Origin of the sequence: Prevotella sp. HJM029 (genome assembly GCF_000599605.1) — a bacterium.
Lineage (GTDB): Bacteria > Bacteroidota > Bacteroidia > Bacteroidales > Bacteroidaceae > Prevotella.
In genome coordinates this window covers 34,505-49,150 of the sequence record NZ_AZHT01000177.1, presented here as the reverse complement: position 1 = coordinate 49,150, position 14,646 = coordinate 34,505, and the positions used below count along the sequence as shown (strand labels likewise).

At 50.5% G+C, this 14,646-nt stretch carries 12 protein-coding genes and 1 tRNA gene; 7 read left to right on the top strand and 6 right to left on the bottom strand.

Features of this window, described 5'->3' with window-relative positions:
* Nucleotides 1–15: 15 nt before the first annotated feature.
* From X919_RS0106585 to X919_RS0106575, 3 genes are all read left to right on the top strand, one after another.
* On the top strand, nucleotides 16–1,686 hold the full coding sequence (locus X919_RS0106585) for a tetratricopeptide repeat protein (RefSeq protein WP_028899477.1): 1,671 nt from the start codon (nucleotides 16–18) through the stop codon (nucleotides 1,684–1,686).
* A complete protein-coding gene (locus X919_RS0106580; RefSeq protein WP_028899476.1) occupies nucleotides 1,686–2,696 on the top strand; it encodes a DUF4369 domain-containing protein in 1,011 nt (336 codons plus the stop codon). Before X919_RS0106585 ends, X919_RS0106580 begins: the two co-directional genes overlap by 1 nt.
* Nucleotides 2,697–2,817: 121 nt before the next feature.
* Nucleotides 2,818–4,359, top strand: a complete 1,542-nt coding sequence (locus tag X919_RS0106575; RefSeq protein ID WP_028899475.1) for a YifB family Mg chelatase-like AAA ATPase — start codon at nucleotides 2,818–2,820, stop codon at nucleotides 4,357–4,359.
* A 338-nt stretch (nucleotides 4,360–4,697) separates the two neighbouring features.
* On the opposite strand, the gene X919_RS0106570 is transcribed toward X919_RS0106575, so the two are convergent.
* On the bottom strand, nucleotides 4,698–5,705 hold the full coding sequence (locus tag X919_RS0106570; RefSeq protein ID WP_028899474.1) for a C1 family peptidase: 1,008 nt from the start codon (nucleotides 5,703–5,705) through the stop codon (nucleotides 4,698–4,700).
* A 40-nt stretch (nucleotides 5,706–5,745) separates the two neighbouring features.
* Between X919_RS0106570 and X919_RS0106565 the strand changes: the two genes are divergently transcribed.
* The 4 genes from X919_RS0106565 to X919_RS0106550 all read left to right on the top strand — a co-directional run bounded on the left by X919_RS0106565 (nucleotide 5,746) and on the right by X919_RS0106550 (nucleotide 9,479).
* Nucleotides 5,746–7,020 carry a peptidase U32 family protein gene (locus X919_RS0106565; RefSeq protein ID WP_028899473.1) on the top strand — a complete coding sequence of 425 codons (1,275 nt, stop codon included), beginning with the start codon at nucleotides 5,746–5,748 and terminating at the stop codon, nucleotides 7,018–7,020.
* Nucleotides 7,021–7,188: 168 nt separating this feature from the next.
* Nucleotides 7,189–7,611 carry a SufE family protein gene (locus X919_RS0106560; RefSeq protein ID WP_028899472.1) on the top strand — a complete coding sequence of 141 codons (423 nt, stop codon included), beginning with the start codon at nucleotides 7,189–7,191 and terminating at the stop codon, nucleotides 7,609–7,611.
* Nucleotides 7,608–8,147: an RNA methyltransferase gene (locus X919_RS0106555; RefSeq protein WP_028899471.1), complete on the top strand. Its 540-nt coding sequence runs from the start codon at nucleotides 7,608–7,610 to the stop codon at nucleotides 8,145–8,147. The genes X919_RS0106560 and X919_RS0106555 overlap by 4 nt, the downstream gene beginning before the upstream one ends.
* Nucleotides 8,148–8,510: 363 nt before the next feature.
* A complete protein-coding gene (locus X919_RS0106550) occupies nucleotides 8,511–9,479 on the top strand; it encodes a bifunctional methionine sulfoxide reductase B/A protein (protein WP_253270099.1) in 969 nt (322 codons plus the stop codon).
* A gap of 46 nt (nucleotides 9,480–9,525) precedes the next feature.
* On the opposite strand, the gene X919_RS0106545 is transcribed toward X919_RS0106550, so the two are convergent.
* The 5 genes from X919_RS0106545 to X919_RS0106515 form a co-directional block, all read right to left on the bottom strand.
* Nucleotides 9,526–9,597 (bottom strand) — tRNA-Arg (locus tag X919_RS0106545).
* Between the two features lie 283 nt (nucleotides 9,598–9,880).
* Nucleotides 9,881–10,378 carry a DUF2335 domain-containing protein gene (locus X919_RS0106535; protein ID WP_051502452.1) on the bottom strand — a complete coding sequence of 166 codons (498 nt, stop codon included), beginning with the start codon at nucleotides 10,376–10,378 and terminating at the stop codon, nucleotides 9,881–9,883.
* Nucleotides 10,356–10,592: a hypothetical protein gene (locus tag X919_RS0106530; protein ID WP_028899468.1), complete on the bottom strand. Its 237-nt coding sequence runs from the start codon at nucleotides 10,590–10,592 to the stop codon at nucleotides 10,356–10,358. The genes X919_RS0106535 and X919_RS0106530 overlap by 23 nt, the downstream gene beginning before the upstream one ends.
* Before the next feature lie 338 nt (nucleotides 10,593–10,930).
* The gene (locus tag X919_RS0106520) at nucleotides 10,931–12,223 is read right to left on the bottom strand and encodes an L-cysteine desulfidase family protein (RefSeq protein WP_028899467.1); all 1,293 of its coding nucleotides are present in this window, start codon (nucleotides 12,221–12,223) and stop codon (nucleotides 10,931–10,933) included.
* Nucleotides 12,224–12,234: 11 nt separating this feature from the next.
* Nucleotides 12,235–14,352 carry a protein-disulfide reductase DsbD family protein gene (locus X919_RS0106515; RefSeq protein WP_028899466.1) on the bottom strand — a complete coding sequence of 706 codons (2,118 nt, stop codon included), beginning with the start codon at nucleotides 14,350–14,352 and terminating at the stop codon, nucleotides 12,235–12,237.
* Nucleotides 14,353–14,646 lie beyond the last annotated feature (294 nt).

The window sequence follows — 14,646 nt, the reverse complement described above, 5'->3', positions numbered from 1 at the left end:
AAAGATGTATACATTATGAACAGAAACCTTATTCTTACGCTATCTGCATGCGCCTTTCTATCACTAACTTCTTGTTCGAAATTAGGTAAGTTGACGGCTGATAATTTTTCAGTTAGTCCTAAACCATTAGAAGTGGTTGGAGGAAAGGTTTCTGCAACGATAGAAGGGCAGTTTCCTGAGAAGTTTATGAACAAAAAAGCCACGGTAACCGTTATTCCTGAGCTGCATTATGGCAATGGACAAGTGGCAAGAGGCGAAGGCACAACTTTCCAGGGCGAGAAGGTAATGGGCAATGATCGTACGATTTCTTATCGTTTAGGCGGTCGTTACACCATGAAAGCTAACTTCAACTATGTGCCCGAGATGCAGAAGAGCGACATGTATTTGGCTTTCAATGCTACCATTGGCAACAAGAAAGTGGAGATACCTGCATTGAAAGTAAACTATGGTGTGATTGCTACCGCCGAGCTTTATCGTCGTACCATTCGTCAAGGTGGTGCTTGCTTGGCACTCGATTCGTTCCAACGTGTCATCAACAAGCAGCAGGAAGCCAATGTGAAGTTTCTCATCAACCAAGCCAATTTGCGCAGTAACGAGTTGAAAAACAACAGCGTCAAAGAGTTTGTTGCAATGCTGAAACGCATCAATGCCGACCGCGAAGGCTTGGCTATCAAGAATGTTGAGGTGAAAGCTTATGCTTCTCCTGATGGTGGTTACAACTTCAACGACAAGTTAGCCAACAAGCGTCAGAACGTAAGTGAGGGCTATGTGAAGCAGCAACTCAAGGGCAACAAGATGCAAGCAGACATCGATGCACACTACACTGCGCAAGACTGGGAAGGCTTTATGAAGCTCGTTCAGGCCAGCAACATCCAGGATAAGGACGTGATTTTGCGCGTGTTGTCGATGTATAAAGACCCACAAGAGCGCGAACAGCAAATCAGAAACATGAGCGAAGGGTTCAGAGAGTTGGCTGATGGCATTCTCCCTGAGTTGCGTCGAAGCCGTTTAATCATCAATTATCAGGTGATTGGTCGCAGCGATGAGCAGATTAAGCAGCAATATGCAGCCGACCCCACGAAGCTAAGTTTGGAAGAATTGCTCTACTTGGCAGCTTTAGAGGATCAGGTTTCAACCAAAGAAGCGATTTATAAGAAGACAACTCAACTGTATAGCAACGACTTCCGCGCCTATAATAACTTAGCCGCTTTAGCCTTAAACAAAGGCGATGAAGCTACTGCTGAGCGCTATTTGAACCAGGCTTTGCGCTACAATAGCAAAGCACCCGAGGCCTTTGCCAACAAAGCTTATATTGACTTGACGCACGGACGCGTGGCACAAGCAGAGCAAAATCTTGCCAATGCCACCGAAGCGAATGGCTTTAACGAAATTTTAGGCGCATTGAACATCGCACGAGGCAATTATGCTAACGCCACCGAAGAGCTGTTTAACAACAACAACAGCGCAGCTTTGGCACAGCTGCTCAACAAGAACTACATGGCAGCTGAGCAAACTTTGAACGCCATTCAGCAGGGCGATGCTATGACAAGCTATCTGAAAGCCATCCTCTATGCACGTCAAGGGAAGCGCGATGCTGCTCAACAAGCGCTACAAAAGGCATTGCAACAAGACGCTACCTTGCGCACTTATGCCGAAAACGACTTAGAATTGGCGAACATTCGTTAATGAAACAAGTTTACATCCTGATACTGCTCATCTTGGGTTTTGTATCGTGTAGCACCGACAAGAAGCATTTCTCCTTCGACGGTCGCTTAACGAACATCAACCAAGGTGAGTTTTATGTGTATGCCTTAGATGGTGCTTCAGCGGGCTTAGATACAATAAAGGTGGAGGCAGGACGCTTCTCTTATGAGATGCCTTGTACCAAACCCAGTATCTTGATGTTGGTATTTCCCAACTTTTCTGAGCAGCCTATCTTCGCCGAACCCGGCAAATCGGTTGATGTAAAGGGTGACGCTTCGCACTTAAAAGAGTTGGAAGTGACGGGAAGCAAGACCAATGAGCTGATGAATAAGTTTCGCCAACAGATTGCAAATGCTTCACCTCCCGAGATGGAACGCTATGCCGCGCAGTTCATTGCCGACCATCCCGAGTCGCCTGTTGGGGCTTATTTAGTGACGAAATATTTCATTAAGACGCCTCGTGCCAACTACAACAAGGCACTTTCACTCATCAACATGCTGCTCAAGGCGCAACCCGAATATGGCTATCTGCGCCTGCTGCAGGGGCAACTCAAATCGCTTGCCACTTTAGAGAAGGGCACCTTGCCCAACTTCTCGGCACGCGACATCAACGGAAAAGCCATTGATGTGAAGGCATTGCGCACGGCTCCGGTGGCCGTTCTCTATACATGGGCCACGTGGAATTACGATTACAATGCGCTCAATAGCCGACTCAACGACAGCTATCAGCGCGCTAATGGCCAGCTGAAAGTCGTTGGATTTAACCTCGATGCCAGCCGAAGTGACTGCCGACGGAGCCTTGAAAGTCAGTCGATGGCTTGGCCCACGGTGAACGATCAGCAACTGTTCAACAGTCCAACGCTGCAACTGCTCGGCCTAACCACCGTGCCCGACAACCTCGTTTTGCAACGGGGGCGCATCGTAGCGCATGGCCTTTCTATCGAACAACTGATGAAGAAGGTGGACGAACTGCTGCCCAAGACGGCACCTTAAACGGCAAAAGCAGTCAGCAGATGTCACACTTCATCGCGCATTTGCTACGCCCCACGCCCCTCATCTTCTACACCTAACCATTCATTCCCCCACCCAACTCCCCCCTATTCCCCACCACTCCATGTTAGTAAAAACCTATAGTGCGGCCGTTAATGGGCTCGAAGTGACCACCGTCACGGTGGAAGTGAGTCTCCATCCCGGCGTGATGTACCACCTGACCGGCTTGGGTGACAAGGCTGTTCAGGAGGGACGCGACCGCATTGCCGCAGCAATGTTGTTCTGTGGCTATAAGTTTCCGCGTGCCGACATCACCATAAATCTTGCGCCTGCCGACCTGAAAAAGGAAGGTAGTGGCTTTGATTTGCCTTTAGCCATCGCCCTTTTGGCGGCCAACGGCAACCTCCATTCCGACGTGTTAGACCACTATATGCTCGTGGGTGAGCTGAGTTTAGACGGCCATCTGCAACCCATCAAAGGCGCATTGCCGATCGCTATCCGGGCGAGAGCCGAGAAATTTAAAGGCCTCATCGTGCCCAAAGCCAACGTAAGAGAGGCCGCTGTGGTGAACAACCTCGATGTTTATGGCATGGAAACAATGGCCGACGTGCTGCAATTCCTCACCCAGCCCGACGCTTTCCAGCCCACCATCATCGACACCCGCAAGGAGTTTTATGAGCAACAAAGCCACTTCGACTTCGATTTCAGCGATGTGAAAGGGCAAGAAAGCGTGAAACGTGCACTCGAAGTGGCGGCGGCTGGCGGACACAACCTCATCATGTTGGGGCCTCCGGGCAGCGGAAAATCGATGATGGCCAAGCGACTTCCGTCCATTCTTCCGCCGCTAACCTTGGCCGAAAGCCTTGAAACGACGCAAATACACAGCATCGCCGGGCGTTTAGGTTCGGGCACATCGCTCATCAGTCAGCGCCCCTTCCGCGCACCCCATCACACCATTTCCGAGGTAGCTTTGGTGGGCGGTGGCGCCAATCCCATGCCGGGTGAAATCTCATTAGCCCATCATGGCGTGCTCTTTTGCGACGAGTTGCCCGAGTTTAACAAACACACTTTAGAGGTGTTGCGGCAGCCATTGGAGGACAGAATGATTACCATCAGCCGCGCAAAATACAACATCACGTTCCCTTGTTCGTTTATGTTTGTGGCCAGCATGAACCCCTGTCCGTGCGGCTATTACGGCGATCCAACCCACCATTGCGTGTGCTCGCCAGGGCAAATTCAGCACTACATGAATAAAATCTCGGGGCCATTGCTCGACCGCATCGACATCCAATGCGAGATAACGCCCGTGCCTTTTGCCGATATCAGTCGCGCAACGCCTGGCGAACCCAGTGCCACCATCCGCGAGCGGGTGATGAAGGCGCGCGAAATTCAGACCCAACGCTTCAGCACCCACAAGGCCATTCACTGCAATGCACAGATGACCGAGCGCATGATTCATCAGTATGCCGAGCCCGATGCCGCGGGAATCGAACTGCTCAAGACGGCCATGCAGCGCCTCAGTTTGAGTGCTCGTGCCTATAGTCGCATCCTCAAAGTGGCGCGCACCATCGCCGATCTCGACGTCAGTGCGCAGGTGTTGCCCCACCATCTCTCCGAAGCCATCAGCTATCGCCAGCTCGATCGGGGCGATTGGGGTGAGCGATAAACAAACCTGTAGGTACAATGCATCTGATAGTAACGTATGTTTTGCCCAACAATTGCATGCAAAACCTTGCATAAAATGGATGTATAAAGTACGCCATTTGCTATAAAAAGCTCCATTCGGTAAGTCGAATGGGGCTTTACAACCTTACAAAAGGTACTTCCGTTTACCGAACAGGCCGCCGCATCCTTGCAAAAGACCATTGGCCAAGCCGAACGGACGATAACATGATGTAGAAAACTTGATGATGCGCCGAATGGGTTATTGCTGCGCGCAAAAGCCTTTGTAGGGCTCTGAATGGGATGATTGTTCCTTATAAAAACGACTTGATGGGCAGCCCATCACCCCACAATCAGTGTGGTGTTGAGCCGCACATAGGCCTCACTGAGGTAGACAAAACCATGGAAACGGTTGTGGGCGCCCCACGAATTTTTAGCAATGAAATAGCGGTTGCCGCGGTGGTCGTGGGCCAATCCCACGAGTGCCATGGCGTGATCGTCGGTGGTTTGGAGGCGCTCGAAAGCCTGTTGGCGCTGTTGTTGCGTGATGTGTTGCGTGGTGAGGACGGCCACTCCGCCAACGAAATCGAAACCTTCTGACGACACATCGCCTTCCCAAAACACCGCTCTGCCGCTTTGCAAACGCTGCACGATGAACGCCATCAGCTTGTCGAGAGGCACGTTGAGTGCACTGTCGCCCGCCACATTGTCGGGCACTTCGAGGACAAAACGTTGGCCAAAGGGATGATGGGTGAAGCTCGTTAGCGCCTGGTATTCATCGTCGCGACACACACTTCGGGCAAACTCCTGCGGCGTATAGTCGGCGCCGAGCATGTGAACCGTGGCACCAGGCAGATAGCCCAAGGCCTCATCGAGCAACCGATTGCCCTGTGCATTGAGCGAAGCAAAGTCGTGAACGGCCTGCGTGGCGCGCTGCAAACGATGGGCAAGCACGTTGAGATTGACGGGCTTGAGGGTGGAATAGCTATCATAGGGCACCACCCCATAGGCCGAAAGGAGATGTAACAAGCGTGGCCCCATGCCCCGAAGGCGCAACGGCGCGGCCCCATGAGCAAGATAGCAGCGGCGCATCTCGTCCATCATCAGCCTGCGTGCGATGTAATTTGGACTGAGATTCACCGAGTCGCCCTGCATCAGGTGGTTGGTTTCGATGGTGGCCAGCATAGCATAAACCCAGCAAAGCGTGCTGCGCCCCTGGTCTTTCACCGGCGTTGTTTTGAGCAACACATCAATGACAAACGGCGATCTTTCGGCCTTTCGCTGCACCGGTCGTGTGCAAGAACTGAGCCACAGAAGCCCCATGATGAGGCAAAAAAGAATTTTCTTCATGCCCAACAAAGTTACAAAGAAAATCAGTAATTTTGCAGCCATGAAAGGAAAAATCACGGATTACGAAGTAATGGCACCCGTAGGCTCGCGCGAAAGCCTCGCAGCTGCCATCCAAGCGGGCGCCGACTCGGTTTATTTCGGCATTGGAAAGCTCAACATGCGGTCACATTCGGCCAACCATTTTGACATCGATGACTTGCACGAAATCGCAGCCACGTGTGCCCAACATGGCATGAAGAGCTACCTGACGGTGAACACCATCATCTATGATAACGACCTGACGACGATGAAAACCATTGTCGATGCCGCCAAGGCAGCAGGTATCTCGGCCGTCATTGCCAGCGATGTGGCCGTGATGAGCTATTGCAACGAAGTGGGACAAGAGGTGCACCTGTCGACCCAACTCAATATCTCGAACATCGAATCGCTGAAGTTCTACAGCCGTTTTGCCGATGTTGTGGTGCTGGCGCGCGAACTCAATATGGAGCAGGTGAAAGCCATTCACGAGGACATTGAGCAGCAACACATCTGCGGTCCCATGGGAAATCCCATCCGCATCGAAATGTTTTGCCACGGCGCTTTGTGCATGGCAGTGAGCGGAAAATGCTACCTCAGCCTCGCCAACAGCAACCGTTCGGCCAACAGAGGCGAGTGTATTCAGATTTGTCGGCGCTCGTATGAGGTGCGAGATAAGGAGACCGGCAACGAATTAGAGGTGGACAACCAATATATTATGAGTCCGAAAGACCTGAAAACCGTGCGTTTCATCGACAAAATGATGGATGCCGGCGTGCGCGTTTTCAAAATAGAAGGTCGTGCACGTGGCCCCGAATATGTCTACACGGTGGTGAAAAGCTACAAGGAAGCCATCCGGAGTGTGCTCGAAGGCACGTTCACCGAGGCCAAGAAAGATGCGTGGGACGAGCGACTCGCCACCGTCTTTAACCGCGGTTTTTGGGATGGTTACTACCAAGGACAGACGCTCGGCGAGTGGAATAAGCACTATGGTAGTGTGGCAACCGAGAAGAAAGTGCTCATCGGTAAGGTCATCAAATACTTCTCTAAATTAGGCGTTGCCGAGATTTCCGTAGAGGCTTCCTCCTTCAACCAGGGCGAAAAGCTGCTCATTACGGGACCCACCACCGGCGTGATGTATCTGCATGCCGACGAAATTCGCTACGACCTGCAACCCGTTCCCACTGCCGAACAGGGCACACGCGTGTCAATTCCCGTGCCCGACAAGGTGCGACCGAGCGACAAACTCTATAAGCTGGTGCCCAATCCCCAAACACTTTCAGAAAAGGAAGGAACGTAAAAAGCTAAAATGGTTTGAGAGAGTCAGGTGAACTTGAGCAACAATACAAAGCAAGAATAATAAATCATAATCAACAAAACATAGAAACTTCATCTCCACAGCCCACCACTCCCCTCCCTCTTTGGAGAGGTTTTGGAAGCAAGGCTTTTGGAGAAATGACATTCATTTATGAGGACTATCAACGAAATACAAGACGAAGTGATTGAGGAGTTCGAGGGCTTTTCAGACTGGATGGATCGCTATCAGCTGCTCATCGATTTGGGTAATGAGCTCGAAGCCCTGCCCGAACAGTATAAAACAGAGGAAAATCTCATCGACGGCTGTCAGAGTCGCGTGTGGATTCAATGCGACAACGAGGGCAGAGAATTGGTGTTCCGCGCCGACAGCGATGCGCTGATAGTGAAAGGAATCATCGCCTTGCTCATTCAGGTGCTGAGCCATCACACGGCAAAAGAAATTCTCGAGGCCGACCTTTACTTCATCGATCGCATCGGATTGCGCGAACATCTCAGTCCAACGCGCAGCAATGGGCTCTTGGCTATGGTGAAAAGAATCAAGGCCTACGCGCTGGTCTATGCACAAGAAGCATGAGAAAGCTCAAAACCATTGAGATGAAACGCCTCTCGATTGAGGCATTTAAGGCGGCGCAGAAGCTACCCCTCGTGGTGGTGTTAGACAATGTTCGCAGCCTGTACAACGTGGGAAGTGTGTTCCGTTCGGGCGATGCTTTCCGCATTGAGGCACTCTATCTCTGCGGCATCACGGCCACTCCGCCCCACACCGAAATCCATAAAACGGCCTTAGGTGGCGAGGATAGCGTGGCATGGCAATATTTTTCGTCGGCCGAAACGGCGGTAGAAACGCTGCAACGCAACGGCTATTTCGTCTACGCGGTGGAGCAAGTGGAAGGCAGTTGCAAGCTGCAAAAGTTGAATTTACACACCGAAACACCGGCCAAAGGCTATGCCGTGGTGTTGGGAAACGAGGTGAAAGGCGTGCAACAAAGTGTGGTCGACCTATGCGATGGCTGCTTGGAAATTCCGCAGTTGGGCACCAAACACAGCCTCAACGTGAGCACTACGGCCGGCATTGTGATGTGGGAATTTGCCCGCCGGCTGCTGCTTTGAGCATAAAAAGATAAGATTATATTTGGAACTTGTTGCTTCATTCGTTATCTTCGCAGCACGATTCGTTCTCATTTGTCAGAAAGGTCATCATGGATAAAGAAAAGAAAAAACGCATCATGCAGTGAACTTCTTTTGATGAACTGCTGAATGTTGAATATGAATATAGAGGAACAAAAACAAGAGAAGCATTTGAATATGAGACAAAACGCTTTTATCTCTCTGCAACAAGGGAAGAAGAACAAGTGTCATCACGCTAACTTTTGCGCGGCGAGGACAACATTTCACCTCCTTCTATGGGGCATCCTGCTCCTTTCTGCCTGCAACAGCAACGGGCAAAACAACGTAGTAAACAATATCAAACGTATGGAAATCAACGATACCAACCAATACATCAAGCGCGACGATGCCACGTTGCGCAAGATGCTCACCGCCGAACAATATGCCATTACGCAGCAGGCGGCCACCGAACATCCCTTTACCAATGCCTACGACCACGAGTTTCGGCCGGGCATCTATGTCGACATCACCACCGGACAGCCGCTGTTTCTCTCGTCCGACAAATATGATTCGGGCTGCGGTTGGCCCGCCTTTTCGCGTCCCATCAGCAACGATCTGATTGCCGAGCACACTGATTTGTCGCATGGCATGACGCGCACCGAGGTGAGAAGCAAGTTGGGTGACGCCCATTTGGGACATGTTTTCAACGATGGACCACGCGAAAAAGGCGGACAACGTTATTGCATCAACAGCGGCGCTTTGCGCTTCATCCCCGAGCAAGAGATGGCAAAAGCGGGCTATGGTGCCTATCTCAAGCTGCTCCATCCCTTGCGAACCATCTATCTTGCAGGCGGATGTTTCTGGGGGACAGAGCATTTCTTCAAACAGATTCAAGGCGTAAAAGCCACGCAAGTGGGCTATGCCAACGGACACAAAGCGCATCCTAACTACGAAGAAGTGTGCACCGACAAAACCGGATTTGCCGAGACCGTTGAGGTGGAATACGACCCTTCGATGGTCAGTCTGCCCTTCCTGCTCGACCTTTATTTCAAGGCCATCGACCCCACCTCGCTCAATCGGCAAGGCAATGACCGCGGCACACAATACCGCACAGGCATTTATTACACCGACAAAGCCGATTTACCCCTCATCGAAGCGATGATGCACGAACAGCAAAAACACTTCAACAAGCCCTTGGAAGTGGAGGTTTCACCCCTAAAAAACTTCTATCCCGCCGAAGACTACCATCAAGATTATCTCGACAAAAACCCCACCGGCTACTGCCATCTGCCCCAAAGTTTATTTGAAATGGCGCGAAAAGCCAAAATGAAATAAACCATAAGCGAGAGCTGTAGCGTCAAGAAATAAAAGAAAAAGGATGTGGTCTCACCGAGAATCGAACTCGGATCTAATCTTTAGGAGAGACTTGTTCTATCCATTGAACTATGAGACCTTTATAACCATCGCAGTGAAACAGCGCGCACACCACCACCCACTGGCCGGTAATCGCTGAGGCGTGCCGCTGCAACTACGCCCTGCAAAGGTACAATATTTTGTGGAGAATGGAGATAAAAATGCTTGGGGAGAAAGACAAAACTGCCGTTTTCTTTGCGCAAAAGGGTGCAGGAGATGTTTAGAAAGACCGAAAAGGCTAAACAGAACGCCACAATAGGGCAATGTAAGACAATAAAAGAAAGCGCTGAAAGCATCTACTCCAATCATCGATTTCATGAGCATCAAGAATCCCTTTCTCGCTCTTCTTTATGTGGGTTTTGCCGCAACACAAAGATTACAGCTAAGCCTATCGCTGCGGTCATCATAGCTCCGGCCACCCAATCGTGCCCCTTCATAGCCAAAAGTGCAGCAAGGAGAATCAACACCAATACAATAGAATAGCCCATCCACTGCCCTCTTCGGCTTTCAGCCAGTCCACTTTTCACAATGCTATCTTCGGTATTGATACGGTGTTTCACCTGCTGTTCAGTCATCGACAGAATGCGTTCCGGCGCATTTTCTATCACTTCGCCATAGGCTTTAAAGTCTTCTGGCGCAGGAAGTGGCCCGCGAAATGATCGTTCAGACTTCATTGCCATGAACGCTTTGATGATGATAGTGCGCTGTTCAGGGGCAAGCTTGGCGAGCACTTCATTCACATCTATTACCTCTTCGGCCTCTTCCTCATCGTCGGCAACAGCAAGGAGGCTGTTCATTTCATCGCGTTCTTTTTCGTCCATGAGTTAAATCGTTGATGACCTTATTCATATCTTCGGCAATCATACTTGCATCTCGCCGAAAATCGTCTATATCATTGCCCTTTAAATAATCTGCAAAACGCTGTCTCGGCATCAGGCCTAATGCCGAAAGAATGCCTGTCTTCAACGTCGGCCGCTGCGAAAATAGCACCGATGTAGATGTGCGTTTGTGACTTGTTTGCCGTAAATCTTTCATACAGAAAAATTATGTGATTGTGATAAACACGCTACAAATATAAACGTTTTCTGCGATATATCAAAATAGAAAGTGCTCTTATTTTGATTTTCCTGTGCAAAGAATAGAGGATAACTGCATGCTTTTACCCCGCAATCTGCACCATTTTAGCACGCAAAGGGAAAGAGATTGGGGCAGGAATGCATAGCGATGGTTCACTAAGGGCATCGCCCCGTGGCGTTACTTTCAAAGACACTCGCTGCAAAAGAAACTGTCTGGCTGCGTTACCTTCAAAGACACTCGCTGCAAAGGGCATGGACAAACGGCGCAGATAGTGTTGCAAAACGAGAGCAATGTCGTTAGCACGATTGCTTTTGCGTCATGATTTTCAGCACCATATCGTCGGTGGCACACATGGCTTCTTTGCCGATGCTCGTGAGGTTGTGGATGCTCTGATCCACACAATCGTCAATGATTCCTTCGGCCGACGTGACACATCGTCCCTCGCGTGCCAGCAAAGCGCTGAGCAAAGCAGTGCTCACTCCCGAACAAATCTTCAGCGAACAACTGGGCTTTGCCCCATCACAAATCATGCCAGTGAGGTTGGCTATCATATTTTTTACCGCATGACACACGTCCGAATAATCGCCGCCCATGAGATAGGTGATGCCACAACTGCTGCCGATGCTGGCCACCACGCACCCACAAAGGGCACTGAGCTTGCCGAGACTTTGCTTGATATAGATGGCCGTGAGGTGGCTCAAGATGAGCGCTCGCGTGAGTTCTTCCTCGGTGTTCTCGTTCTCTTCGGCATAAACAGCCACGGGATTGGTGGCGCAGATGCCTTGGTTGCCCGAGCCCGAATTGCTCATCACAGGGATTAAAGCACCGCCCATGCGCGCATCACAGGCCGAAGCGGTGGCCGAAATGATGTGCGAAAAGATGCTGTTGCCAAAGATGCCGTGGCTCAACGGACGGTCCATCGTCTTGCCTAAACAATGACCATAGTTGCCTTTTCGGCTCTCGCGCGCCGCCTTCAGGTTGTATTCCTTGGTTTGAAGAATGAACGACAGCTCGTCGATGGGGGTTGTTGTGGCAAAATCCCACACCAACTTCATATTCAGTTCTATATCGTCATTTCCTTCTTCCTCACCGCCTTTCATGCGCTTATCGAGCATCACCTTGCCACCAACGGCCTCATAAACAAAGTTGGTGTGGGCGCGTTGAATGATGGCTGTGGCCTGCTTGTCGCCCTTTTGGCACGCCACTTCCACATAAAGTTTGTCGCAACAATCCTCCTTGAGCTTGATGTTGAGACACACTTCCTCCAAATATTGTTTACCTTCAGACAGGCTTTCGGGCGTCAAATCCTTCAGCACTTCTAACTGATAGGCGCTCTTTCCGATGGTAGCCCCTAAGGCAATGGCAATGGGAAGACCTATCATGCCCGTGCCGGGAATGCCCACTCCCATGGCGTTTTTGAGGATGTTGGCACTCAAAAGCACCTCAATCTTCTCGGGACGACAGCCCAAAAGTTCGGTAGCGCGCGCCGTACAGAGCGCAACAGCCATGGGTTCGGTGCACCCAACCGCAGGCACTACCTCGCGTTGGATGAGCGAAAGCAGTTGCTGGCGTATGGTTTTGTCAAGCATTTTCGTACGTTTTATGGCTGTTTGCGATAGGCCTCAAGACCGCGTTGCAAGAAGTCTAAATAGGCTTTCACATCTTCTTTATAAGCATAGCTGCCCACCAATGGACGCCCTTCATTGTTGACGGGCACATAGAACGGTTGGGCATTGGCGCCAAACTTGCTGCGTTGCAGATAGCTCCACTTATCACCCACGGTGCGCAGCGTGTGCGTCTGCCCGTTTTCTTGCACTGTCATGGTCTGCGGGAGCGGGGTCTTATCGTCGACAAAGAGCGAGATGAGCACGTAATCCTCTTGCAAAGTCTTGGCCACAGTGGGGTCGGTCCACACGGCAGCTTCCATCTTTCGACAGTTCACACAGCCGAAACCGGTGAAGTCAAGCAATGCCGGTTTGCCAGCTTTTGCAGCAGCTGCCATACCCGCCTCATAGTCATGATAGGTGGCACGCACCTCTTTGGTGTTCAAATTAAAATCCTGTGTGCTCATAGGTGGTGCGAAAGCGCTCACGGCTTTGTTGGGTGCGCCCCACAAACCGGGCACCAAATAGATGGCAAAGGCCAACGAACACAATCCCAACATGATGCAGGGCACGGGCATGGGTTTATCGATTTCGCCCCCGATGGCATCGCTCTGAAACTTCAGTTTGCCAATGAGATAGAGCCCCAAAGCGGCGAAAATCACAATCCAAAGCGACAGGAACACCTCACGATCTAAGATGTGCCAGCCATAAGCTAAGTCGGCAACGCTGAGGAACTTCAGCGAGAACGCCAATTCGATGAAGCCAAGAACAATCTTGATGGTGTTCATCCACGACCCCGATTTGGGTGCGCTCTTGAGCCAACTGGGGAACATTGCAAAGAGCGTAAACGGCAAAGCCAACGCCAATGCAAAGCCAAACATGCCCACAGCAGGGCCAATCAGCGAGCCCGAAGTGGCCGAAGCGACCAACAAAAAGCCGATGATGGGACCCGTACACGAGAAACTTACCAAGGCCAATGTGAAGGCCATGAGGAAGATTGAAAGCAGGCCTGTGGTGGAAGAGGCTTTCGTATCGACCGCATTACCCCATTTATCGGGAAGACGAATCTCAAACCAACCGAAGAAACTCACGGCAAACACCACGAGCATCAAGAAGAAAAAGACGTTGAAGAGGGCACTCGTAGAGAGGGCATTCAAGGCCGAAGCACCGAAAAGACGCGTGACGATGAGCCCCAAAGCCAAATAGATAACCACGATAGAGGCACCATAGGTGAGGGCATCTTGAATGCCTTTGCGCCGGTTATCCTTCGCCCGTTTCAGGAAAAAGCTCACCGTCATGGGGATGATGGGCCACACACAGGGCGTAAAAAGCGCCAACAGGCCACCCAAGAACCCCATCAAAAAGATGTAACCCCAGCTCTGACTGTCGCTCGCATCGGTGCCGTTTTGCTGCTGAAGCACGTCAACAACAGGCTTCCACAGCGTGGCTTTGTCGCCCGCCGAAAGTGCCTTTGCCTCATCAACAGCCACATTTGCCAAACTATCGGTTGCGGTTTGCTGGGCTGGATTAGCCTCCGTGGCAGACGTTAATGCAGCTGCATCTATGCCCATCTGCGCGCCATCGCCTCCTTTTTCGCCCACCTTCGCCGCAGCTACAGCAGCCGTTTGGTCGGGCTCAGCGTTTTTTTTTGCTACGAAAGCCGGACTTTTGCCTTGCTCATGCACTTCAACTTGCGTGGGTGGCAAGCAGCTTTGGTCGTTGCAAGCACCATATTCTAAATAGGCTTTCAACACATATTGCGGTTTGGTGAAGCGTATTTTCTGCACAAACTGCACGCTATTTTCGAAATAACGCAGCTGCATTTCAAACACCTTGTCGAAATTTTTAATTTCCTTTCCACGTGGTGTGAGCTTGCCAACAAGCTCTACGCCGTCGAGCTTATCGGCATGAAAGGTAGCCGAAATGGGGCCATCGCTGGGCAAATTGGTTGAATAGACGTGCCAACCGGCAGCAATCTTTCCCGTAAACACCAACTCTGCTTCGGCGGTTTTCCCGGCTTTTAACTGCACAGAGAACTTCACTGGGGTCTGTATTTGGGCTTGAACCAAGATGCTAACAAGGAGCATCAAACCCATTGCACATAATTTTTTCATTCTGCTTTCGTGTTATGTCGTTATATATAATAATGTCTTTTATCGCCAACATTGGTTTCAAAGTCAACGCTTTTGCAAATTTACTAAAAAACTTAGAATAATATAATTTGTCAGCAAGATTTTGCATTTCCAAATAAAAAGTCAGTTACTTTTTTGACGAAAAATCGTGAAAAGGCGACAAAAAACCTGCACAACATAGGGGTGTTTGTGCAAAAGAGGGTGCTTTTTTGATAGAAATATTTGCGAATTCAAAAATTAATGTGTTCCTTTGCACCCAGTTTTTTATTAGGGAAT

Bases quoted from the DNA above. Each gene is read 5' to 3' on its own strand.
- X919_RS0106580 (WP_028899476.1), top strand. From the start codon at position 1,686: ATGAAACAAGTTTACATCCTGATACTGCTCATCTTGGGTTTTGTATCG.
- X919_RS0106535 (WP_051502452.1), bottom strand. From the start codon at position 10,378: ATGGACGAAAAAGAACGCGATGAAATGAACAGCCTCCTTGCTGTTGCC.
- X919_RS0106575 (WP_028899475.1), top strand. From the start codon at position 2,818: ATGTTAGTAAAAACCTATAGTGCGGCCGTTAATGGGCTCGAAGTGACC.
- X919_RS0106570 (WP_028899474.1), bottom strand. From the start codon at position 5,705: ATGAAGAAAATTCTTTTTTGCCTCATCATGGGGCTTCTGTGGCTCAGT.
- X919_RS0106515 (WP_028899466.1), bottom strand. From the start codon at position 14,352: ATGAAAAAATTATGTGCAATGGGTTTGATGCTCCTTGTTAGCATCTTG.
- X919_RS0106520 (WP_028899467.1), bottom strand. From the start codon at position 12,223: ATGCTTGACAAAACCATACGCCAGCAACTGCTTTCGCTCATCCAACGC.
- X919_RS0106565 (WP_028899473.1), top strand. From the start codon at position 5,746: ATGAAAGGAAAAATCACGGATTACGAAGTAATGGCACCCGTAGGCTCG.
- X919_RS0106560 (WP_028899472.1), top strand. From the start codon at position 7,189: ATGAGGACTATCAACGAAATACAAGACGAAGTGATTGAGGAGTTCGAG.
- X919_RS0106585 (WP_028899477.1), top strand. From the start codon at position 16: ATGAACAGAAACCTTATTCTTACGCTATCTGCATGCGCCTTTCTATCA.
- X919_RS0106550 (WP_253270099.1), top strand. From the start codon at position 8,511: ATGGAAATCAACGATACCAACCAATACATCAAGCGCGACGATGCCACG.
- X919_RS0106555 (WP_028899471.1), top strand. From the start codon at position 7,608: ATGAGAAAGCTCAAAACCATTGAGATGAAACGCCTCTCGATTGAGGCA.
- X919_RS0106530 (WP_028899468.1), bottom strand. From the start codon at position 10,592: ATGAAAGATTTACGGCAAACAAGTCACAAACGCACATCTACATCGGTG.